The following is a 22,702-nucleotide window of genomic DNA, read 5'->3' as shown; positions in this document are numbered from 1 at the left end:
GGGTGCTTGTACTTGTTAGGTTTAATAAGAAAAAAGCCTTCATTGCAAGGGAGATACATGAAGCCTGAAAGGTTTAAAATCAAAAACTACGACCCTACTGTTATCTAAAAGATGAGCTAAAAAAATCTCATCACTGAATCGGTTTTCTTTGGTGGTATTTTACTTAAATGTCATATTTTTGTACCAACGAGAAGACAACTGTAAAATTTATGTCATCGTTAACTGATTTGAATCTTTTTCTGGCAGAAAAAAAATGAAAAGAATCAATCATTGCTCGCGCAAGCACCGGATTTATGGGTTCACCATCTATCATGGGATTACTGATATTGGTAACGATGCCTTGTGACTCAATTTTCAATTTTGAAGTAAACACAAAATCAATTGATAAATATGGTATTGCTTTAGATTTAGCTACATAGGTAGGGATAACCTCTGCTGGTTGGTTTTTTGCTATACGTAACTTGAAAACGGGGTTGTAATAACCACTGAAATTATCATAGATATATTGAGCTCTATAAATTACACTTTCAATTACTTCATTGACATTTACTTCGCTCATCACGTCACCAATTGTGTTGTTTGTCACTGATCCTTCAAAAGGTCTGCCGTTTTCATCAGGGTAGATAGTAATATCTAACTCCCTTAGAGATTCTCTATGTGTTTTAATCGATGATTCTGTCTTTATAGATTTAATTAAAATAGTCACATCATCTGGCAGTTTAAGTGTCTCATTCTGAAGAACACCAGTTGCCTTAGATGCAACATCAACAGCTACCATAAGACCTAATAGTTTTTTTCCGAGAACAGGAACACTTTCTGGTAATTTGAATTCAAGGACTTGATTTACTCTTTGTGCAATTGGCTTTCCATCCTTCAGCTTTGGTGAAAATTTAAAATCCCTCAATGTCTCAATTGCGGCTCCTGCAAATATATCAAGGGGGTATGAATCAATAATTTGAAAGTCTGTGGTGTTGCCATCTTCAGTAATTGTAAAACCAATTTTCGCCCAGCCCTCAGTAGCTTTATACATTGGTATTGTTGGAAACTTTAATGTTGGTGCATGAATCACTTCGACTTCACGATTAAGTAAAACATTTTCAGAGGCCTTAATTGACTTGAAAGGAAATTCACAAAAATTAAAAATAAGTAAAAACTGGATATATCTATTAATCATATATTTATAAAATGAAGCAAATAGTAATGAGTGTACAGTACATTTTGATGAAATGGTTTTCAAGACAATAGTGCATCAAAATGAATGACGCTTTTAGAGACATAGTTGTGCGGCGTGAGCTGGAAGCTTAAGCTCATCAACATCAAGCCAAAATTGCAGTCGTCGCTTTCATTTTGAGCAGCAAAATGAATGAAGACCCATGAACATTCATATATAATGTCGCCTTCCTTGGCACTTATGAGCAATCATGGCACAAAATCGTGTACCCATCAGGCGCGTATTGATCAGCGTTTCTGATAAAACCAACATTGAAATGTTGGCCTCAGGCTTATCCCGTTTAGGGGTAGAAATCTTATCCACTGGCGGCACTGCAAAAATGCTGGAAAATGCTGGGCTGGTGGTCACTGAAATTTCAGAGTACACCGAGTTTCCTGAAATGATGGATGGCAGAATCAAGACCCTACACCCTCGGGTTCATGGTGCTTTGTTGGGAAGAAACGGTATTGACGATGAAGTCATGCAAAAACATGGCATTGAAGGCATTGATTTGTTGGTGGTGAATTTATACCCGTTTGAATCGACCATCAAAAAAGCTGATGCGACATTGGAGCAGGCCATTGAAAACATCGACATTGGCGGTCCAGCGATGATTCGTGCAGCGGCCAAAAACCATGATCGCGTTACGGTTATGGTGAATCCTGATGATTATGAAGAGATGTTGGATGAGTTGACCACTTATGGTGGTATTTCGCATGCCAATCGTCATATTCTGGCGGCCAAAGCCTTTGCGCACACAGCCAGGTACGATGGTTTGATTGCAAATTATTTAAGTGCCATCAATGACACTGAGGAAAAGACCGACTTCCCCAGATACTTCACCAATCAATTTGAGCACCGCTCGGAACTGCGATACGGTGAAAACCCACACCAAAAAGCCGCCTTCTACACCGAACAAAATCCGCCGGCAGGCACCGTTGGACACTCTTGGCAAATCCAAGGTAAAGCGCTTTCTTATAATAACATTGCTGATGCCGATGCGGCATTATCGTGTGTGAAAGAATTCAAAGACATACCAGCCTGTGTCATTGTGAAGCATGCCAATCCATGCGGGGTGGCCTTGGAATCTAATTTAACTTTGGCTTATTTGAAGGCTTTTGCCACCGACCCCACTTCGGCTTTCGGTGGTGTGTTGGCTTTTAATGGTGAAGTTTCAGCTAAAACGGCTGAAACGATTTTGGATAAACAATTCGCTGAAGTCATCATCGCGCCAGCCTACGAGAAGGCGGCTTTGAAAGTGTTTGCAACGAAGAAAAATTTGCGGGTCATTTGTTGTGGTGACTTGCCTGAATCCAACCAGCCTTGGATGATGTATAAACGTGTGAGCGGTGGCTTGTTGGTGCAAGATGCCGACACGGCGATGATTGATTTGAATGATGCACAAGTGGTTACCAAAAGAAAACCAAAACCGGCAGAATTGAGTGACATGGGTTTTGCTTGGAAAGTCGGTAAATGGGTGAAATCAAATGCCATCGTTTATGCCAAAGATGCCCAAACCATTGGTGTCGGTGCGGGTCAAATGAGTCGTGTGGTTTCGGCCAGGATCGCATCAATCAAAGCAGACGATGCGGGTTTGAAAGTGACCGGATCGGTGATGGCATCAGATGCTTTTTTCCCCTTCCGTGACGGCATTGATGCTGCAGCACAAGCGGGCATCACGGCAGTAATTCAGCCGGGCGGTTCAATCCGCGATGAAGAGGTCATTCAAGCCGCCAATGAACACGATATGGCGATGATTTTCACCGGTATGAGACATTTCAATCACTGATCACTTAGATCGACTAGAGGTTATTTATGAATAAGGTATTGGTCATTGGCTCAGGTGGCAGAGAACATGCTTTGGCATGGCGTTTGTCACAGTCTACAACGGTTGAAAAAACCTATGTGGCTCCTGGTAATGCAGGCACCGAATTGGAAGCTGACATTGAAAATGTTAGCTTGGATCCGACAGATTTTGCACAAGTGGTGGCGTTTTGTCAGCAGCACCAAGTCAGCTTGGTGGTCGTTGGACCAGAACAACCACTGGTTGATGGCATGGTTGATGCCTTGTCGCAGGCTGGTATTAATTGTTTTGGACCCAGCGCAAAAGCCGCACAACTTGAGGGTTCAAAAGCGTTTGCCAAAGAGTTTTTGCAACGCCACAGTATTCCAACCGCCACCTACGGTGAGTTCACTGATGTGGCTGCGGCTTATGACTACCTCAATACCCAATCCTTTCCTGTTGTGATCAAAGCAGATGGCCTGGCCGCCGGTAAAGGTGTGGTGATTGCAACCGATTTAGCCGAAGCCCAAGCCACCGTTGATGACATGTTGGCGGGTAATAAATTTGGTGATGCAGGCAGTCGCATCATCATCGAAGAATTTTTGGTGGGTGAGGAGGCTTCATACATTGTGATAGCCGATGGCAAAAACTTTATTTCCATGGCCACCTCGCAAGACCACAAAGCCAGAGACAATGGCGATGTGGGCCCCAATACCGGCGGTATGGGCGCCTATTCACCGGCACCGGTGGTGACGCCTGCCATTGATCAACAAGTGGCTGAAAAAGTTATCCAAGCCACGCTTGATGGCATGGCCAAAGATGGTGCGCCATTCACGGGTTTCCTCTATGCCGGATTGATGATTGATGCCAACGGTCAAGCCAAGGTGTTGGAGTTTAACGTGCGTTTTGGTGACCCAGAAACACAACCCATCATGTTGCGCTTACAAAGCAACTTGGATGAATTGTGTTTGGCTGCCATCAAAGGACAGTTAGCCGGCATGCGCTGTGAATGGGATCAACGCTTTGCGCTGGGTGTGGTGATGGCTGAAGATGGTTATCCATTCAGTTATGCCAAGGGCAATAGAGTCGACGGTTTAGATGCTGTTGTTGGCGATACCAAAGTGTTTCATGCCGGCACAGCGATTAAAAATGAGCAAGTGGTCACCAGCGGTGGTCGGGTGTTATGTGTTTGTGCTTTGGCTGATGATTTAAAACAGGCTCAAAGCAAGGCCTATGAAAGAGTTAAGCAAATCAATTGGGGCAGTGAATACTACCGCACCGACATTGGCTTTAAGGCGCTTTAAGGTTGCCATTGAATGTCAACCAAACCGGTTAAGTTTTACCCTGCCAATGAAGAACGCATAAACATATTATCGCATGCCTTGGGCCTTGGACTGAGCGTGCTGGGACTGATTATCCTGACGCTGAAAGGAATCCAGTCAAGTCAATGGCAGACAATTGTCGCTTATGCTGTATATGGCATCAGTATGGTGCTGTTATTTGCAGCTTCAACTTTTTATCACTTGGCCAAACTGCCTGCAGTAAGGGCACGCATGCGGGTGTTGGATCATGCTGCCATCTATGTGCTTATTGCTGGCACTTACACCCCTTTTATGCTGCTTACCATTCCTGGACCTTTGGGTTATGGCATTTTGATTGCGGCTTGGTCAATGGCCGTTATTGGCATCACAATTAAGCTGTTTTATACCGGACATTTTGAGCTGCTATCTACCTTACTTTATTTGTTTATGGGCTGGGCCATAGTGTTTGCTATTAAACCTTTGGCAGCGAAGTTGTCAGCTGAGGGATTGCAGTGGTTAATTTTGGGCGGTGCGGCCTACACTGTTGGTGCCATTTTGTACGCGATTAAAAAAATCCCCTATAACCATGCCATTTTTCACCTGTTTGTGCTGCTGGGTAGCTGCAGTCACTTCATCGCCATCTATTGCTTTATTTAGTCAATAGCTTGGCAGTTGATTGTTAAGTTTTCTAAGCGCTCTGACATGGCTTTTGTGGCCCTACAACGGTGATTCTCATCGATGATTAAGGCGTATTTAATGTTCATTTGTTTCGCCATCTGTCGCCAATCGTCACCAGCAACCACCAAAGCGGTGGCAGCGGCATCAGCTAAGAGACCGTTATTGGCCAAAACCGTAGCAGCAACGATGTTCTTAACTGGCATACCGGTGCCAGGGTCGATGATGTGGGCATAGCGTTGGCCATCAAATTCTTTATAGCGTTGGTAATTGCCTGAAGTGAAAATGGCCTCGCCTTCTTGCATCTGTACCTCCGCCAACATGCTCCAGTCTTTGGGTGACTGAATGGCCACTCGCCATGCTTGTTTGGGTTTGTGGCCCAAGCTGCGAATGTCACCACCGGCATTAACAATGGCGTTTTGGATGTTGTTATTTTGTAGAATCTCAATGGCTTGATCCACAGCATAGCCCTTGGCAATACCCCCAAAATCCAGCCAGATGTTGAGATTTTTACTGCTCAATGTTGCTCTATTCAGGACCAAATCGTTGACAGTGATTTGTTGGTCAATCAATGTGTTGATTGCAGGCTTGCTTGGCGGTGGTGTGGTGATTGGGTATTCATCGCTGTGAAAACCCCACAGGTTAATCAGTTCACCGATTGCTGGATTGAAGCGGTGGTTGGATTGTTGTGCTAAGTTGATGGTTCGCCTGATGAAAATAATTTCATCAGGTTCAAGTTTGACTGTGTTGCCTGACCTGAGCAGTTGGTTGATTTGTTGTAATCGACCTGGTTTCCAGGCGTGCCATTGTTGATGTATGTATTTGAATTCATTGTTTATTTCATCAATAGTATGTTGCACCTCTGCAGGCTTGTCGTGCCAAATATTAATCTCTACCATGGTGCCAAAGACATATATTTGATGCACCGATGGTTTTTGAGGGGTGCAAGAAGCCAACAGCATAAGTATCAAAAAAATGAGCAACATTTTGGTGTTATGAGCATGCATGTTATTTGTCAGTTGTTTTCAAATAATTAATTATTTTGAAATTTTGCTTTTGATGTTTTGTAACACTTGGTTTAAGTGCGTCAAGCCCTTTTGATTATCGATTTTGTTGTTGCTGTATCTGGTTTTTAAATACACATCAACGAAATGTTTTACTTGTTGTTTGGTATATGGGTATTGTGCCATAAATGCATCGGCGTAGGCTTCAATACCCAATGTGTGTTGCCTATAAAGTTCTGGTTGGTTTTTGCCCAGGCGAACGAACTTGAGGTAAAGCTTTTGTAGGTTGTGGTAGCGGGTTCTTTTCATCCACCAAAGCGGTATCAGGCTTAACAATGCGGTGACGAACAGTACGCCTATTAAGATCAGAGCCAAAGATTTACCATCTCGGTGTTCAATGCCAATGGCTCTGAATAAGGCTTCTTGTTTGCTGACATTGAAATCCCTGACCCAACGGTTCCACTGATAACGGTACTTATCAAGGGAATCTCTGGCGCCCTTCAGCCATTCAAAATCAAAGGCAGTGCGTTTATCGTCCATGATTTCTCGGGCACCTCGATCTACCCGCTCAGGGGCAACCATTGAGGTGGGGTCAACACGAAGCCAATAGCCTACACTTTGTTCTTGTTGGATGTAAACTTCAGCCCAAGCATGGGCATCTGATTGTTTGACCAGCAGGTATTCGCCATTATCGACACCGCCTTGATAACCTGTCACCACCCGAGCTGGAACACCAGCCATGCGCATCATAATAACAAATGAAGAAGCATAATGTTCGCAAAATCCGCGCCGGGTACCAAACAAGAATTCATCAATCACTTCATCACCCAAAGGGGGCGGGGAGAATGAATAGAAAAACTGTTCTTGGTTAAACCATCTCAATGCCCTGTTGACAATGCTGATTTGGTTTGGGGCCTCTTGTTGCCAGGTTTGCATTAACTGCAGTGTTTGTAGGTTCTGATTTTTTGGGTAGTCGAGTAACAATTCAAGGTCTTCATCAGATATGGGCTGGTGGAATCGGTCCAACAACAATGACTTCATATCGTAATGTCTGAGTTGATTGATTTTTGAGGGTGAATACAGCACGGAGTCAGGCAACAAAAAGGCTTTTTCTGGTGCAGCAATGACGTAGTCCAAGCCGAACATATAATTCTGGCCGGTATTCTCCATTTCAACTTGATAAGCTATGGCTTCATCATTTGAATAAGGTTTTATGGTTTTTCGCACCGAGCGGTGTTTCTTCCTGCTCCATGTGCGACCATCAAAGTTCCACAACACCGGCCCTCGCCAATACAGTTGGTTGTTCTCAGGAATGATTCCTTCATCAAATGTGATCCGCATAGCGGGAGAATCATCCATAAATAACTCAATGATGGAACCAGGGCTCATGGTGTCACTGATGCCAGTTTTGCCTTCACCAAAAATATCAGGTGAGCCCCAAATAGGCGAACCCAGTCGCGGAAAAACCAAAAAGAATAACACGGCAAATGGAATGGCCAAAGCCAGGGTAGAAAAAGTCGAGCGCAATTGTTTTCTATCGAACCATTGGTTATTCCTTTCATAGTTCAATAAAGACAAAGCATGTGTGGTGATGTAAGCTGATGTAAATAGATAAAATATCAACAACATGTCTTGTGAATACAAGAACCGTGTCATGGTGACAAAATAGCACAACATCACGATCAGTAGTGCATCTCGCATGGCGTAGGTTTCCAACAACTTCAGCACAGTCATGGTGATGAGTATGGTGACGCTGATTTCTCGTGATAAGCCAAAGCCTTGGCTGTACACCACCAACAGCAACACCAGCACTGCTATCATCATCAGTACCAAGTTATAAGCGCGCTTGATTTGATTGGCTTGGGCATAAAAGCGGTAGCCAACCACAACAAGGGTCATGGGCAGAAACCACAAAGGCAAACGGTACAGTTGGGGTAAAACCGCGACCAACACCGCGAATGTGATCCAAAACAATTGTTTGGTACTGAGTTGGGACTTGATTCTGGCTATGACACACCTCCTGATTTTGGTATGAAATCATACAGTGCCAAAGATTTGAGGCATTGGTGTTTGTGTACATCGCCTGATGACATGCCAGAATCAAAACCTGGCATCAACAGTTGGTAATCAGCTCCTTGGTTCTCGGCCTCCAGAATCCAAGCGGTTAATCTCGATAGCTTGGCCTCGGTATTGCTCATGGCCATTTGGGCAAAATCAAACAGCAAATGTTGGCCTTGGGTTTGGTGAAAATCTTTGACCCAGGTTTGGTTACTTTGGGCAGTTTTTTTCCAAGCAATATCTCGGATGGGGTCACCTTGTTGATAGGCCCTGATACTGCTCAACTCTTCACCTTTTACCGGTGTGCTTTTTTCTCCGTCTTGTCCGCCGTGTTGTGGAAAGGGTGGGCATGGCGATTCTGGTTTTGGATAGACCAAAACTTGGGCCTTGGGGGTGCAATACACCCAGCATGTAAACAAGCCCATAGGATAGCGAGATAAAAACTTAATCCTACCCGGTGAATGCCATCCACGGTGCTGACTTTCAATCATCGACTTCAGCTGGGTGACTTCTTGGGTGATGTTGTCGATGTCGGAACTTAGCTTGTTTTCAGTGCGTATTTGCCATTTTTCGTTATCGGCCCCAATTTGTATGTGTAAAACAATGGCATCACCCATAAAAACAGGTTCAGCGCTGACTTGTTCCAAGCGCAGGTTGCGTATGTTAAAAAAAGTTTGGTGCAAAACCACCTGAGCCAGACCAAACAACAAAAACACCAACATCAATGTCATGTTGTTGTTGAAGTTCAAGCCAGCCAACATCATCAGAAACCAAATCGTTGCGAAGAACAGCCCCGCTTTGCTTGGGAGTACATAAATACGTCGCCAATCAAATACGACGGGCAGGGGTTCAATGCCACGTCGATTAAAAAACTGGTTGAGTTTTTGTTTAAATAATTGGCGTATCATTGAGGATGTTTTCAATAAGCTCAATGTCTGTTCTGCCTTCGTGGGTAATCAGACGGTGTCGACAAACAGGGAAAAACGCTTGTTGGATATCAGCTGGAGTGATGAAGTTGCGATCATCAATCAAAGCAAAACTCTGTGCTAACTTGAACATTGATAATCCAGCACGAGGAGAAAGACCATGCTGAATATCACTGTGTGTGCGGGTTTTATTGACCAGGCTTTGGAGGTAGTCTAGCACTTCAGCACTGGCATGCACTTGACTGGCTTGGTGTTGCCAAGATTTAAGCTGATCTGGTGAGCTGATGGCAGCAATGGGCTGGTTGATCTGGTTGATGTAACTGCTTTCATAGAGCTTTCGCTCACTGTCAGAATTTGGGTAACCCAGTGAAAGACTAACCAAAAAGCGGTCTAGCTGGGATTGAGGCAGGGCGTATGTGCCAGCTTCGTCAATTGGGTTTTGTGTGGCCATCACGAAAAAAACATCATCCAAGCGGTAGGTTTTACCATCCATGCTGACTTGGTTTTCGGCCATGGCTTCTAACAAAGCGCTTTGTGTTTTTGGCGTGGCACGGTTCAGTTCGTCAGCCAATAAAAACTGCGTGAAAACTGGCCCTTTGTGGTAGCTGAAGGTTTGAGATTTGGCATCATAAATACTGACACCCAGCACATCACTGGGCATCATGTCTGAAGTCAGTTGAATGCGCTTGTAGTCCATGCCGAAAACTTGTGCAACAGCTGTAGCAAGTGTGGTTTTACCCAAACCAGGCAGATCTTCTAACAGTACATGTCCACCAGCAATTAAAGCAGCTATCACTGTCTCTATGGCATCGTTTTTATCTAATATTTTCATACCAACAGCCGCAATGACTTGCTTGATTACTTCGGCATCTTTGGATTCTGTGGAAAAAGGTTTGGCTGTGTTTTTAGACATCTTTGGTTGACCGGGTTTGAATGGTAGACTGTTTCTGTATTTTATTAAGTCACTATGATACCACTGAGGTGAGTGGTAATTTTGTGAAATTTGGACTCATAAACTGCTGATAATTGAAAGTATGAGGGTAGCCAATTTGTGCTGCTACAATCAATCAGTAGCATGCTGCAATGATGCCATTTTTGGTACAACTTAAAATTGAATTGAAGTATTCACTCAAGCAAGTGTTTCTACCCGAATCAAATTGGTGGTGCCAGAGAAGCCAAAGGGCACACCCGCAGTGATGACAAATTGATCACCTGGTTGCGCCATTTTGTGCTCGGTAATGACACGGTTGGCAATTTCAACCATCTCATCGGTGCTGGTTGCATCATTGCTGAGCACCGGATTGATGCCCCATGAGACCGTTAACTGATGACATGATTTGGTCGAGGGTGAGATGGCAATCACATCAGTATGTATGCGATTACGAGCCACCCGCAAAGCGGTGGCCCCAGAACTGGAGAAACAACACATGACTTCTGCTGCCAGCGTACGAGCAATATGACAGGCTGCTGAAGACACCGCATCAGGGGTGTTCTTCTCAGCTTTGAATTTACGCTCAATCATGCGCTTGCGATAGTCATTATCGGTTTCTACCGTTGCTGCAATGCTGTCCATAGTCTTGACCGCTTCAATTGGGAAACTACCCATAGCTGTCTCAGCCGATAACATCACCGCATCGGTGCCATCAAAAATGGCATTGGCCACGTCGTTGGCTTCAGCTCTAGTTGGTATCGCTTGATCTATCATGGACTCAAGCATTTGAGTCGCTGTGATTACGGGTTTGCCTTTCTGACGGGCTTTTCTGATCAAGCGTTTTTGCAGCATTGGCACTTTTTCAGCTGATAATTCAACGCCCAAGTCGCCACGAGCAACCATGATGCCATCGGCTTCCCTGAGTATTTCTTTGTAGTTCCTTACCGCACCTGGCTTTTCAATTTTTGCCATTAATTTGGCATTTGAGTTGTTTAATGCCAGGTGGTGCTTGGCCAATAGCAAGTCATTGCGGTTGCGCACAAAGCTCAAGGCCACCCAGTCGACATCAAGTTCAGCGCCGATTGCAATATCGGCAATGTCTTTCTCGGTGACAGCAGCTATACTTAAATCGGCTCCGGGCACATTGATGCCTTTGTTGTTGCTCAATTCGCCGCCTCTTTTAACCTTGGTATGAATGATTTCATCGACCACTGCTGTGACCACTAAAACCAACTTGCCGTCATCCAACAACAGCAAATCCTTGGCTTGAACATCGCGGTGTAAATTGTTATAGCTGATGCCGACCCCCGCTTCGTCTCCCGCATAATCATTGTCAGCATGTAAGGCAAAATTTTGGCCCATTTGTAATTTGATTGGGCCGTTGGTAAAAGTACCTACCCTGATTTTTGGGCCCTGGAGGTCTTGTAGGATACCAACTATTTGCCCCAGTTCCTTTGCCACCGTTCTGATGTTGTCGACATTGCGTTTGTGGTCAGCTGCAGTGCCGTGCGAGAAATTCAGTCGAAACACATTGACCCCTGCTTCGATCAAGGCTTTGATTTGTTCGGGGGCTTGGCTTGCAGGGCCCATGGTGGCGACAATTTTGGTTTTTCTTTTCATGGTTTTGTGGTTGTTGTATCAAGCTATGATAATCATTCTTGATGAATATTTCATGTAGGAATTGTTATAATTCATGAAAAAATATTCCCATAGGAGTTGTTATGGCTTTAATTAATTGTCCAGCTTGTCGCACTAAGATTTCATCTGTGGCCAAAGTCTGCCCGAGTTGTGGTTACAGCAAAGACCCAGAGGCGCAAGCCGATCCGGAACAAATTAAACTGTTTCAACGTCGTCTGTTTCGTGATCGCATGTACAAACTTCGCATGTTCAGCTATGTTGCCATGACCATCACCATGATTGGTGCCCTACCCATGCTGTGGGACTATATCAAAGGCATCGAATCCGCTGTGCCTATCGTGTTATTAGATCACTGGGGTATTTATGCCATTGCTGTTGGCTTCATCATGTACGTTGCCATCCGTGTATTCATGACTTTGGTCAGAAGAAATTTTCGCGCCAACTTACCTGATGAGGTGCAAAGGACGCCACCCATACAATAAAACTTCATTCAACTGATTAAACTGTTATTCAGAAGTTTTTATCCAAAACGTGCTGTTCGACAGCATCTAAAATCTTGAATGCTTTGCTGTCGTTGGTGTTTTCTCTCAATTGATTCAGGTGATTGAACCACAACTCAAATGCTTCACCGAAACGGGTCTCTAAACGCTGTTCTGCATCTGCCCTCCACATGTTTTGTTGTTCTGTGTTGAGTGATTCTGGGAAATTACGTGCTTTGTAGCGTTGAATTAATGTGGCAGCACGGGGATCACTGAAATCGTCTGTCTCCCAGGGTATGTCATCAACCGCTGATTGTCTGATTGATTCCAGTCTGGCTCGTTCTTTGAAACTGAAAAAACCTGAGTAAATCATTTCATCCACATCATCGATGGCCGAATCAAATGGCTGGTCAAATACTGCTGCGGCTTTTTGTGCCAAACCGCTGCTTGCTTTGATTTGTTCCAAGTGTTTTTGGCAGCGTTCATAGTCAAAACCAATGCGCGCCAAGTCAACCCCCTTTAACACAGAGATGGGTGAAACAAATGGTGCTTTGTTGAGGTGTATGGTTTTTAAGTGAACCCGTTCTAGCCCTTCAGGTAAATCTGCTTTGGGTGTATACAAGCGATCTTGAATCTCGTCAACGTCAAGATGCAATAAGTCAGTTGGATCATGGTATAAATCATAACAAATGATGCCGTTTTTATTGTGTGGATGAATCGCCAAAGGCACCATCAAGGCCAGACAGCCGCGCTCAGCAGGAATCTTATTGGAAACGTGAACGACAGGTTGTAATAACTGCCAATTCAATAAACTACGAACGGTGTCTTTGTGACGCATTTTCAGTGCAAATTCAAACAGTTTGGGTTGTTTATCCTTAATCAACTTGGCCATTTGTATGGTGGCCTCTACATCAGACAAAGCATCGTGTGCCGCCTGGTGAGACAGGCCATTGGCTTGGGTCAATTGCTCCAGTCTGAAACTGGGCTTGCCGGGTTCGTGCATGGGCCATTCGATGCCATCTGGGCGCAGGGCATAAGTGGCTCTGACGGTGTCAATCAAATCCCAGCGGCTGTTGCCATTCAGGTATTCGCGTTGGTATGGGTCGTATAAATTGCGGTAAAACAATGAGCGCACGCACTCATCATCAAAGCGGATGCTGTTATAACCCACGCCACAGGTTTTTTCGGTACTCAAAATTTCATGCACTTTGGCGGCGAATTCAAACTCTGGCAAGCCTTTTTGCTGACACAATTGTGGTGTGATGCCAGTGACCAAACAACTCGATGGGTCAGGTAAATAGTCATAAGTGGGCTGACAATAAAACATGTCAGCTTCACCAATGGGATTCAGTTGTTCATCGGTGCGGATACCAGCAAATTGTGCAATGCGGTCGTAACGGGTGTTGATGCCAAAAGTTTCTAAGTCATACCAGTAAAATGTTTTCAATCTGTCCCTCTATTAAATTGGTGAACTTTGATTATTATAATGAAAGCTCACCCTACTTGAATGACATTTTAAATACAATCAACCTGGTTAATTAGGCTGATCTCAATTAGTATGATTTGTGTCATTCAATGATATTGGCTTGAATCAAGATTTTGTGATGACCCACTTATCTCCATCGGGGTTCAATTCAAATCCGTTAACCAACAACAACGCCACCGCAAACTCAACTGTATCAACACAATTTGCTGATGATGAGACTTTCTTCCCTTGCAGTAATTCCATGCCTTTGATTTCTTTAGAAGCAGCATTACCGACAAGCATCATCACTGATGCCAGGTCTATGTCATTGAAGTGGTAACTGACCAGTTGATCGCCTTCGCCTGCATCATCACAGACGGGATTTTCAGGTATTTCAGCCATAGTTGAATAACTGGCGATTAAACCAAGAGTTAACAAGCTTGTTTTGATGTTTAGGTTTTTAAATGTTTTTAGCATAAAAGATACTCCTTGATTGAGTGAGATATAAATAATTGAAAAGACTTATGTTGTTGAAAACCGCCAGTCTTTGCCATCGCGAGTGACTTTTATTTGGTGGTCTTTCAGTAGTTGATCGAAGAAGTCAAAAGCATAAACTTGATCAGCTTTCGCTGTAATTGTTATGCCATTGAGCAAGTTCAAATTTTGAAAATTTTCTACCCCTCCAGATGCATCTGCTAGCAAAAAAGCTATCGATGTAAGCGGTATTTCCTTGAACTCATAACTGATTAATTGTCCATTGGTTTCAGAGCTTTTGTCTGTAAATGACACATTTGTTTCAGTCAATGTGAGATAAGCGATTAAGGTAATAATAATGAGGCCTGAGAGAGAAATAAACAGGCTGTTCTTATGTTTTGACAACATAATGAATCGTTCATGTTTGTGATTAAAAAATGTTAACGAATTCGGTGTTAGCAGGGCGCTGAGGCCCTTGCATAAAGTTTGACCATAAGCGATGCGAGTCTGGCTGTCTGCATGTTTTAAGACTTGGTGGTCACAGGCCATCTCTTGATCTTGCTGAAATTTATGCCATGCAATGTGTACCAGTGGATTAAACCAGAATATGGTTTTAAACATTTCAGCCATGAACTGCGCCCATAAATCCTTTCTCTTGGCATGTGTTAATTCGTGTTGAAGAATGTGTAGACGTTGTTGTTCATCATAAATGTGGAAAAAGTCCTTCGGTAAATAGATAGTTGGCTTAACTAAACCAGTAATTAAGGGACCTTCGATCGCTGCACAATGCTTGAATTGTATGTCGTTGCTGAGGTTTTTTAACAAGTCAGTTGTAAGCAAATCCTTAACTGATATGTTATCAGCGTATTCATGTAACAGGGATTTGAACTTGATGTTTTGAATTAACTTAAACAACCCCCACATGCACATGCCTGTGAGCCAGATAACTGCCAACATATCTATTTGAATGTCGCTGGGTTGAATTGGACTGGTGTAAGTAGGTATGAGGTCATCTGTTTCAGGTACATTTAAGTACTTGGTAATGACTTCAGGGCGTTCAAACTTATTTGAAAAGATAATCCGCAGCAAAGGCAATGACCACAACCAATAGCTGACGTGTGCCCCCAACAAACGCCTGACAGGATTTCTGATCAATAAAATGATGACGATCAAAATACTGATGTCTAATGTACTTTCATAAAGCCAATCAATCATTTTTCTTCATCTTATCAAGGATTTGTTCAATCTCAGCAATGTCTTGCTCGCTGATATTTTCCTTTTCAGCAAAGTGAGCAACGAGAGGAGAAAGCTTGCCGCCAAAAAATCTGTCAAGCAGGGAATTTGATGCTTGCGTGACCACTTGTTCTTGCTGGATGATGGGCGAATAGAAAAACTGTTTACCGTCTTTGACACGTCCAACCAGTGCTTTTTTAAACAGCCGGGTCACTATGGTTTTGATGGTATTTTCGTGCCATTCATTGTTTTGTTGGGCACGACTGATGATCTGTCCAATGGTCAAAGGGGATTCTGACCACAGTATTTTGAGGATGATTAATTCAGTATCTGCAACTTTCATGGCAACATTTATTGAGAAATTGCCTATAGACTACATCAGTAGTCTTTAAGTAGTCAAATGTAAATTGAATTATTTTTTTTGATCAAGTTTAAATAACAGCCAAACCAAAACACCGGCCAATACCATCAATAACAATGACAGGGCCAGTTGCGGTTCAGGGTGATTCAATGGTGAAATTTTAATGGCTGCAACGTGCCAGGGCCAGACCCTGAATAAGGTGCCCAGCATCAAACCTGCCAGGGTGAACATGGTGGCCTTATAATGACGTGCCAACAACCATTTCAACAACCTAGAAAAAATCAACAAACCAACCAGACAACCCAGGGCGAACAACAACAAAGTACTCCATTCCCTGGCTTCGACTGCGCTAACCAATGTCACGTACTTACCCAATAAAATAAGTATCAAAGAACCAGAAATGCCCGGTAGAATCATCGCACAAATAGCAATACAACCAGCCAAAAATATGCCGATGTGTCCAGCAGGTAGGGCGCCCAAGTTTTGCGTGCTGAGCACATAACCAAGCGCCACACCGATGACCAAAAAGATGCTGTTGGCCCAATGGCTTGGGTGATTTTGTTTGATCAGTAACAAGGCCGAAACCAAAATTAAACCGAAGAAGAATGACCAAGTCAAAACAGCATGTGAGGCCAGTAAATACTTAATTAAACCAGCGAATAGAAAAATTGCACTGATGATGCCGATAAAAACAGCCAGCAAAAACCAGCCGTCAATCTGTTGCCAAGCTTTTTTAAAATTGCCTGATAAAACCAACTTAAGGTTGGCTAAATTGACCGCAGCAATGGCATTGATCAAGCGTTGGTAAATGCCAGTTATCAGCGCGATGGTGCCACCGGAAACGCCTGGTACCAAATCAGCAATGCCCATCAGCATGCCTTTGAAATATGTAATTATCAAGACCATGTGGTTGTGATTCCCTTAATATATGTTCACTTTGAAACGATGAAAAAATATCTTCAATAAAAATGTTTATCTGTGTTAACCAGTGCATGATAGCAGAAACTCAAGTTTAATCGATGTTGGACTGCAGCTCAGAGACTATCAATGTTAGGCTATAATTCCAGCCAGTTCATGACCAAATCACTGATGACAAACACCTTTAACTCAGATCAATACATTCAATGGCTGCAACAAAAAAAATATAAAAAGGCCCAAATAGCGCTTAAACGTGTGATATCAGACCGCCCTGATGAGGCTGAAGCGCATGAATTGTTGGGACTGTCATATCAGCTCGCTGGTGATTCAGCTGAGTCTTTAGCGCCTTTGGCCAAAGCCATTTCACTCTGTCCCAATGACGTCAGGTACATGAGTAATTATGCTGAGGCTTTGAGGCAGGTAGGTCGTTTTGATGAGGCCGTGGAGTTACTGCAGCAAGCGGTTCATATCAGTCCACGTTATCAGCCTGCTCATTACAATTTGGCTTGTGCTCAAATGTCCCTCAAACGTTATCGACAGGCCTTCAAAGTTTTGAAAAAACTGCTTAAAGAAGATGTCACACAGCCTGAGTACCACTTGGCCATGGCAGATTGTTTGCGACAGATGGGTCAGCAAAAACCAGCCATAAGCCACTATCAAAAAGCGCTTGAGATTAAACCTGATTATGTGGCAGCTCACTGCAACCTGGGCCCTTTGTTGTTGGCCTCTGGCGACATTAATCAGTCTCTGATTCATTGTCGCAAGGCGGTAGAATTGGACAGACAGAATGGTTTGTCATGGCTTAATTATGGTCGTTGTCTGTCTGAACTGGAACATTATGATGATGCGATGGATGCTTTTGCTGATGCTTTGGAGCTGATGCCTGATGATGTCACATTATTGGTCAGTATAGGGGAAAATTGGCTCAAGGTCAGTGATTACACTCAGGCCGAATTCTGGTATTTAAAAGCACTTGATGTCGATGCCAACAACGAATCGGCACAGATTGGTTTGGCGCACACTTACAAAGAAGCTGGGTTGACTGATAAAGCATTGGAGTTGCTAGATCAAGTGCTTGATGAGGCTCCTCATTCCATCAAGGCCAAGCGTTTCAGGGCGCTGGTTTTGATGGACATGGGACAAATGCAGGCCTGTTATCAAGATTACGAAAACATCATCAAAGCGGTGCCACAACAGGCCAGTTTTCATGCTGCCTACGGCAATGCGCTTGAAACTGGTGGAGAATTGGCCCAGGCTGAACACCAATTCAATTTGGCTTTAAAAAAAAACCCCAACTGTGTGCCTGCCTTGACTGGCTTGGCCACACTGCTCAAAGGACGCCTTTCAGAGTCTTTGGCTCAGCACATCAAGAACTTGATTGAGCACAAAGAACTGAGGGATGGTGCCAAATCATCCCTTAACAGTGCTTTGTCATATTATTATGATGGTCAAGGTGCCTACAACCAGGCTGCGATCCACATCCGTGCAGCCAATGAATTTAAGTGGCGGCAGAAAAGCAAACAAGGCTGGGATTATCAAAACTCCGCTTATCAACAGTTTGTTGATGATGTTATTGAAACATTCGACAGCCATTATTTTGATCAATTACAGCGCCTGAAGAAAACGCATGAACAACCGGTTTTTATTGTTGGTATGCCGCGCTCAGGCACCACTTTAACCGAACAAATTCTCAATGCCCACCCGGATATCATTGGGGTTGGTGAACAATCATTGATAGCCAAGAGTTTCCATGAATTGGTGGATATGACCACACAAAAGGTAACATCTCCGTTTCAAGTGTTATCGCACATCAGTATTGAAAACAGGCAAGAAATAGCTGCCTGGCACATGCAACAATTACAACTATTGGTAGAAAAAACCGAGCAAATATCACCGCGACGAATTGTCGATAAAATGCCTGATAATTATAACCACCTGGGTTGGATCCAGACGTTGTTTCCGCAAGCCCATATCATTCATGTCAAGCGAGATGTGCGAGACGTGGCAGTCTCTTGTTGGATGACTCAGTTTGCAAAAATCAAATGGTCGAGCCAACTGGCGCATCTGGCGCACCGCGTGATTCAGTATGACAGGTTGATGAAACACTGGTATGAAACCATACCTGATAGAATAATTACAGTTGAATACGAACAATTAGTGAACAATCAAAAGCAGCAGACAGCTGCCATGTTAGCCGCCATAGGTATGCCCTGGCATGATGCTTGTATGCAATTTCACCGACAGAAAAACATCATCAAAACCGCCAGTGTCAACCAAGTCAGAAAACCCATTTATAAAAAATCAATCAACCGCTGGCAACGTTATGAAAGCACGTTCAGCGAGCTCCATCAGGAGTGGCTGGCTGCGGGTGTTGCGTTTAAATAAAAACAAAATCGTAATTGCTGAGATTTATTAATGTTGATAGAATGTTCAATAACTATATTTTATACGGGTAAAGGGGTATTACATGTCAAAAAAAATAACTGGCTTTGAGCGTTTGAAAAAAATCGCAGCAGCCGGCGCTGTCGGTTCTATGGGGTTACTTGGAATGGGCTCAGGTCGTGCTGCACCGACCAGTACGGGTGTTACCATTTCAGTGCAAAGTGCTGTCTCTGTTGGCACCACTGTTGAGGTATCAGATATCAATGACACCACCGTCAGTGCTTCTTCGGTGCTGAATGGTACAGCCACGGTTTCTCACAATGGCACTTCATATGCTTTTGGTATCGATGATGCCACGCTGAACAGTCTTGATTACAGTTACAGCGGGCCAAATTTCACCGGTGCTTCACAAACCGGCATCGAAACAGACGATGACTTATCAGACTCCTATGATGGTTATGGTGGCATTTTTCTAGACGGCGCGCCTTACAATGACACCGATGGTACCGTTGATTTAACGGGTACCACATTGACTACTGATCCTGATACCATGCCCAATGGTTTAGAGGTTTATTCACAATACCATGTTTTCACTGACAAGCGGGTGACGCGAATTATCCATGCGATCAGCAATCCGACTGGTGCACCGATTACCACCCGGGCGGCGATTGGTGGTAATTTAGGCTCAGACAGCAACACCAATGTGCCTAACACTTCAGATGGAGATACCAATGTTGAACTGGGTGACACTTGGGTCATTACTCAGGACAATGATGTCTTTGGTGGTACCGCCACCAGAGATCCAATATTAACCCATGTGGTTGGGGCGCCGGGTGGCATAGCAGCGATTCCGCTGCAGATTCCTGGAGCAGTGGGCGCATTCAACCCCAACACCAGAAAACACCAGGCCAAAGATGACACTGACACGGTATTGGGTGGTCTCAATGCCAATGACAACATATCTTTTGGTTATGATGTAACTGTTGATCCAGGCCAAACTCAATACATCACATGGTTTGTTCAGAAAAGCCCCAACATAACAGAAACCAATAACTCCTTATCTGACTACAGTAGCTCAGCTGCTGCCTCAGCAGCAGGCCTTTTTATCAATCGCCCTGCAGGTATGGCTGGGTTTGGTGCGAATTGGAGTGGTTCGGTTGCCGGCCCGGCGATTTCGGTACCTATCTTATCGCCATTCGGTTTGCTGACCTTAACTGGTTTGGTTGGCTTTGGTGCTTACAGAAGTTCACGCAAAAAAGCCAAAAAATAAGCCAAGAAGATAAAAGTGAAGTTAACAAACCATTCACAGTCATGTGAATGGTTTTTTTGTGCCTTAAAGCTATGATCTGGCGAGGTCTTTGGGCAGCAGTGACTCGATGCTTTCCATCAACTCAATCTGGTCAATCAAATCATTCACATAATCCAACTGATCTGTTTCAATCACCAGTAATTTGCTTTTGTCGTACTCGGCTATCCAGTTTTGATACAAGCCTTCTAACCGTTTCAAGTAGCTCAACGGCATGTCTTGTTCCATTTTTCTGCCGCGCAGCTTGATTCTTTTGCGCGTGGTTCTGATCGAACATTTCAGATAAATCATCAAGTCCGGTGGTTTGATGGCGCTGCGTATGCTGCTGTAAAAATTTTGGTAAGTTTGCCAGTCGCGTTTGTTGATTTTTCGAGTCTGGTGCAACGCCGTAGCAAAAATCTCCACATCCTCAAATAGGGTGCGGTCTTGAATCACCACTCCTGGAGTTTGTTCTAGTTGTTGATGGATTTTAAATTTTGAGGCCAAAAAATACAGTTGTGAATGAAAAGCCCAACGCTTCATGTCTTGATAAAAGTCAGCCAAGTAAGGGTTGTTGTCGTTGGGCTCATAAAACGGCGTGATTTGATAAGTGGCGGTAAGGAACTCAACCAAAGAGGTCTTACCTGCGCCAATGTTGCCGGCTATTCCGATGATTTTTTGTTCGCCAGTCATTGCGCTATCAAGGGTTGATGGGCCCATTTTTCAAAGCGGACCTGTTGTTTTCTGCTGGGCTTTTCAACCGGTCTTATTTTGAATTCTGGGTTGGGCTCAGTGACTGCCTGGATATTGGTAGTAGTTAGTCTACCGGCACTGAAATAATGAATTTCATGTGGTTCATTGAGGTTCAGCTGTTTGATTCTTTTTTCAATGTCACCGGTGTTCACCTTAATGCCATCAATGGCCAGAATTTGGTCTCCGGCATTCAATCCAGCCAGCCAGGCAGGGCTTGATGAATCAACCGTTTTGATCATGACTTGATTGTTTGTGGTATCCCATTGAGCGCCAATCCAGGCATCCAGTTCTTTGTCCTCATCTATGTATTTCTCCAGGCCGAAGTGATTTAAAACTGCATCGAAATCTATCGGTTCTGTGCCTGTGATGTGTTGTTGCCAGAAAGTGTCAAAGTCCTCGCCAGTGATGTCTTTTAATAGTTTCAAAACGTCACTTTTTCGGTATCCTTTATCGATATTGTGGTGGTTTTGATACAGTCTCAATTGTAATTCGTCCATGCCATATTTATCGTCTGTGAGTCGTCTGATTTCATAATCTATCAGCCACGCTGCCATGCTGCCCTCTAAATAAATACTGACCGATGCATTATGCCGTTGTTGCACGTCATCCTGCATCCAAGTATCAAAACTGGTCTGCGCCAATGATTCGACCAGACGACCAGGCTTATTCAAGTGGCTGTGAACATCAGTGGCTAATTTTTCTAAGTATTCCTTTTGTTGGTAAATACCCGCTCTCATTAACAACAAATCATCATAATAACTGGTGATGCCTTCAGCCATCCAAAACAAATCAGAATAGTTTTCATTGGAATAATCATAAGGCGCTATGCCAGCTGGGCGATAGGCTTTTACATTCCAAGTATGAACAAATTCGTGGGCGGTGGTGGCCAAAACTTTGAGGTAGTTTTTTCGTGGCCAAAAATTAAACCGTTGTTGTTGGATGATGGTTGAGTTCACATGTTCAGTGGCACCGCCAATGCCATCGCCAACATGGTACATATAAACGTAGCGGTTAAACGGAAAGCTGCCCCAAATCTTTTTTGCCTCATGGTGCAACAGACTGACTTGATCCTTCAGGTCTTTGATGTCATGATTGCCTTGACCCCAGATAACAATCTCATAAGTTTTATCTTCAACATCAAAACTTAAAAACTCGTGTATGCCTGATTCAATTGGAGAATCGACCAATTGATCGTAGTTCTCAGCGATGAACCTATGTGGTGCTGTTTTTTGCATGCCCGAACGAGATACCCAGGCTGGTGGTACTTCAAGGCTCACAGTCAAAGGGGCATCGCGTTTTTGTGGCGCAAACATGAACACACCGCTGGCATCCAAATAGGCGTGGGTTTCATCGATGTGAGCAACACGGTAGCGCAAAGTATTGGCATAAACTTGATAACTGACTTTTACCGTCCCTGGGTTATTCAACATGATCTTCCAGCTGTTCTTGTTGGTTTTTTGCCACTTAAGCTCTTGACCAGTTCGATCCACGGCTTCGAATTGACTGATGTGTTTACTTAAATTCAATATTTGGTAACGGCCAGATCGCCACACCGGCAGTTTCAAGTCAATGACTTTGGTGCTGATGTCAGAATAAGTGATGTCAACCTGCGCCAAGTGGTGTTTGGCGTCGGTTACTGTCAGTTTGTATTCAATCGGCTGAATCGTTTCAGCTTGTAGCAAAGAGGAGATTAAAAGCGCTGTGAGTAAGGTGATTCGATACATATGATTGTGTGAGATTAAAAGCAATTGATTCTACTCAATTGAGAGCGGTTTACCAATTCAATTTTTGCCGCAAAATGAAACTCTTTCATGACTATTAAAGTA

General features: G+C 43.8%; 19 protein-coding genes. 6 read left to right on the top strand and 13 right to left on the bottom strand.

The genetic code is table 11. The features are described from left to right. Positions 1-163: 163 nt before the first annotated feature. Entirely contained in the window at positions 164-1,237 is a 1,074-nt protein-coding gene (locus QNI24_RS06060; RefSeq protein WP_283708576.1) for an energy transducer TonB, read from the bottom strand. A gap of 184 nt (positions 1,238-1,421) precedes the next feature. Between QNI24_RS06060 and purH the strand changes: the two genes are divergently transcribed. The 3 genes from purH to trhA are packed head-to-tail and all read left to right on the top strand — an operon-like array spanning position 1,422 to position 4,951. Further along, positions 1,422-2,999: a bifunctional phosphoribosylaminoimidazolecarboxamide formyltransferase/IMP cyclohydrolase gene (gene purH, locus QNI24_RS06055; RefSeq protein WP_267175369.1), complete on the top strand. Its 1,578-nt coding sequence runs from the start codon at positions 1,422-1,424 to the stop codon at positions 2,997-2,999. 26 nt (positions 3,000-3,025) lie between these two features. Further along, a complete protein-coding gene (purD, locus tag QNI24_RS06050) occupies positions 3,026-4,297 on the top strand; it encodes a phosphoribosylamine--glycine ligase (RefSeq protein ID WP_267175370.1) in 1,272 nt (423 codons plus the stop codon). A 12-nt stretch (positions 4,298-4,309) separates the two neighbouring features. After that, positions 4,310-4,951: a PAQR family membrane homeostasis protein TrhA gene (gene trhA, locus QNI24_RS06045; RefSeq protein ID WP_267175371.1), complete on the top strand. Its 642-nt coding sequence runs from the start codon at positions 4,310-4,312 to the stop codon at positions 4,949-4,951. Here the strand turns inward: trhA and QNI24_RS06040 are convergent. The 5 genes from QNI24_RS06040 to pyk form a co-directional block, all read right to left on the bottom strand. Then, positions 4,948-5,976, bottom strand: a complete 1,029-nt coding sequence (locus QNI24_RS06040) for an FAD:protein FMN transferase (protein WP_283708575.1) — start codon at positions 5,974-5,976, stop codon at positions 4,948-4,950. The genes trhA and QNI24_RS06040 overlap by 4 nt on opposite strands. A 30-nt stretch (positions 5,977-6,006) precedes the next feature. Next, the gene (locus tag QNI24_RS06035; RefSeq protein ID WP_267175373.1) at positions 6,007-7,947 is read right to left on the bottom strand and encodes a transglutaminase TgpA family protein; all 1,941 of its coding nucleotides are present in this window, start codon (positions 7,945-7,947) and stop codon (positions 6,007-6,009) included. 32 nt (positions 7,948-7,979) lie between these two features. Next, a complete protein-coding gene (locus tag QNI24_RS06030; protein WP_267175374.1) occupies positions 7,980-8,939 on the bottom strand; it encodes a DUF58 domain-containing protein in 960 nt (319 codons plus the stop codon). Continuing rightward, positions 8,920-9,870, bottom strand: a complete 951-nt coding sequence (locus QNI24_RS06025; protein ID WP_267175375.1) for an AAA family ATPase — start codon at positions 9,868-9,870, stop codon at positions 8,920-8,922. Before QNI24_RS06025 ends, QNI24_RS06030 begins: the two co-directional genes overlap by 20 nt. 216 nt (positions 9,871-10,086) lie before the next feature. Then, the gene (gene pyk / locus QNI24_RS06020) at positions 10,087-11,508 is read right to left on the bottom strand and encodes a pyruvate kinase (protein ID WP_267175376.1); all 1,422 of its coding nucleotides are present in this window, start codon (positions 11,506-11,508) and stop codon (positions 10,087-10,089) included. A 101-nt stretch (positions 11,509-11,609) separates the two neighbouring features. On the opposite strand from pyk, the gene QNI24_RS06015 reads away from it, so the two are divergent. Further along, positions 11,610-12,008, top strand: coding sequence for a hypothetical protein (locus QNI24_RS06015; protein WP_267175377.1), 399 nt, complete (start codon positions 11,610-11,612; stop codon positions 12,006-12,008). Between the two features lie 28 nt (positions 12,009-12,036). On the opposite strand, the gene sbcB is transcribed toward QNI24_RS06015, so the two are convergent. From sbcB to QNI24_RS05990, 5 genes are all read right to left on the bottom strand, one after another. Further along, positions 12,037-13,452: an exodeoxyribonuclease I gene (gene sbcB / locus QNI24_RS06010; RefSeq protein ID WP_267175378.1), complete on the bottom strand. Its 1,416-nt coding sequence runs from the start codon at positions 13,450-13,452 to the stop codon at positions 12,037-12,039. A 144-nt stretch (positions 13,453-13,596) separates the two neighbouring features. Beyond that, positions 13,597-13,947 carry a hypothetical protein gene (locus QNI24_RS06005; protein WP_267175379.1) on the bottom strand — a complete coding sequence of 117 codons (351 nt, stop codon included), beginning with the start codon at positions 13,945-13,947 and terminating at the stop codon, positions 13,597-13,599. 45 nt (positions 13,948-13,992) lie between these two features. Continuing rightward, positions 13,993-15,159, bottom strand: coding sequence for a M56 family metallopeptidase (locus QNI24_RS06000; protein ID WP_267175380.1), 1,167 nt, complete (start codon positions 15,157-15,159; stop codon positions 13,993-13,995). Beyond that, the gene (locus tag QNI24_RS05995; RefSeq protein WP_267175381.1) at positions 15,152-15,520 is read right to left on the bottom strand and encodes a BlaI/MecI/CopY family transcriptional regulator; all 369 of its coding nucleotides are present in this window, start codon (positions 15,518-15,520) and stop codon (positions 15,152-15,154) included. The genes QNI24_RS06000 and QNI24_RS05995 overlap by 8 nt, the downstream gene beginning before the upstream one ends. A gap of 69 nt (positions 15,521-15,589) precedes the next feature. Further along, entirely contained in the window at positions 15,590-16,438 is an 849-nt protein-coding gene (locus QNI24_RS05990; RefSeq protein ID WP_283708574.1) for a DUF368 domain-containing protein, read from the bottom strand. Between the two features lie 189 nt (positions 16,439-16,627). On the opposite strand from QNI24_RS05990, the gene QNI24_RS05985 reads away from it, so the two are divergent. Continuing rightward, positions 16,628-18,841 carry a tetratricopeptide repeat-containing sulfotransferase family protein gene (locus QNI24_RS05985; protein ID WP_267175383.1) on the top strand — a complete coding sequence of 738 codons (2,214 nt, stop codon included), beginning with the start codon at positions 16,628-16,630 and terminating at the stop codon, positions 18,839-18,841. A gap of 82 nt (positions 18,842-18,923) precedes the next feature. Beyond that, entirely contained in the window at positions 18,924-20,108 is a 1,185-nt protein-coding gene (locus tag QNI24_RS05980; protein ID WP_267175384.1) for a hypothetical protein, read from the top strand. 69 nt (positions 20,109-20,177) lie between these two features. Here QNI24_RS05980 and QNI24_RS05975 read toward each other — a convergent pair whose 3' ends face one another. Next, positions 20,178-20,816: a deoxynucleoside kinase gene (locus QNI24_RS05975; RefSeq protein ID WP_267175385.1), complete on the bottom strand. Its 639-nt coding sequence runs from the start codon at positions 20,814-20,816 to the stop codon at positions 20,178-20,180. Beyond that, complete coding sequence (locus QNI24_RS05970) at positions 20,813-22,600, bottom strand: M61 family metallopeptidase (protein WP_267175386.1); 1,788 nt, start codon at positions 22,598-22,600, stop codon at positions 20,813-20,815. The genes QNI24_RS05975 and QNI24_RS05970 overlap by 4 nt, the downstream gene beginning before the upstream one ends. Positions 22,601-22,702 lie beyond the last annotated feature (102 nt).

Source organism: Marinicella marina, from assembly GCF_030065545.1.
Classification (GTDB): Bacteria; Pseudomonadota; Gammaproteobacteria; order Xanthomonadales; family Marinicellaceae; genus Marinicella; species Marinicella marina.
The sequence above is the reverse complement of the archived record's forward strand: the minus strand, read 5'-3'. Positions and strand labels throughout refer to the sequence as shown.

Bases quoted from the DNA above. Each gene is read 5' to 3' on its own strand.
- QNI24_RS06000 (WP_267175380.1), bottom strand. From the start codon at position 15,159: ATGATTGATTGGCTTTATGAAAGTACATTAGACATCAGTATTTTGATC.
- QNI24_RS05995 (WP_267175381.1), bottom strand. From the start codon at position 15,520: ATGAAAGTTGCAGATACTGAATTAATCATCCTCAAAATACTGTGGTCA.
- purD (WP_267175370.1), top strand. From the start codon at position 3,026: ATGAATAAGGTATTGGTCATTGGCTCAGGTGGCAGAGAACATGCTTTG.
- QNI24_RS06040 (WP_283708575.1), bottom strand. From the start codon at position 5,976: ATGCATGCTCATAACACCAAAATGTTGCTCATTTTTTTGATACTTATG.
- QNI24_RS05970 (WP_267175386.1), bottom strand. From the start codon at position 22,600: ATGTATCGAATCACCTTACTCACAGCGCTTTTAATCTCCTCTTTGCTA.
- purH (WP_267175369.1), top strand. From the start codon at position 1,422: ATGGCACAAAATCGTGTACCCATCAGGCGCGTATTGATCAGCGTTTCT.
- QNI24_RS06015 (WP_267175377.1), top strand. From the start codon at position 11,610: ATGGCTTTAATTAATTGTCCAGCTTGTCGCACTAAGATTTCATCTGTG.
- QNI24_RS05980 (WP_267175384.1), top strand. From the start codon at position 18,924: ATGTCAAAAAAAATAACTGGCTTTGAGCGTTTGAAAAAAATCGCAGCA.
- QNI24_RS06025 (WP_267175375.1), bottom strand. From the start codon at position 9,870: ATGTCTAAAAACACAGCCAAACCTTTTTCCACAGAATCCAAAGATGCC.
- QNI24_RS06005 (WP_267175379.1), bottom strand. From the start codon at position 13,947: ATGCTAAAAACATTTAAAAACCTAAACATCAAAACAAGCTTGTTAACT.
- QNI24_RS05985 (WP_267175383.1), top strand. From the start codon at position 16,628: ATGACAAACACCTTTAACTCAGATCAATACATTCAATGGCTGCAACAA.
- pyk (WP_267175376.1), bottom strand. From the start codon at position 11,508: ATGAAAAGAAAAACCAAAATTGTCGCCACCATGGGCCCTGCAAGCCAA.
- QNI24_RS05975 (WP_267175385.1), bottom strand. From the start codon at position 20,816: ATGACTGGCGAACAAAAAATCATCGGAATAGCCGGCAACATTGGCGCA.
- trhA (WP_267175371.1), top strand. From the start codon at position 4,310: ATGTCAACCAAACCGGTTAAGTTTTACCCTGCCAATGAAGAACGCATA.
- QNI24_RS06030 (WP_267175374.1), bottom strand. From the start codon at position 8,939: ATGATACGCCAATTATTTAAACAAAAACTCAACCAGTTTTTTAATCGA.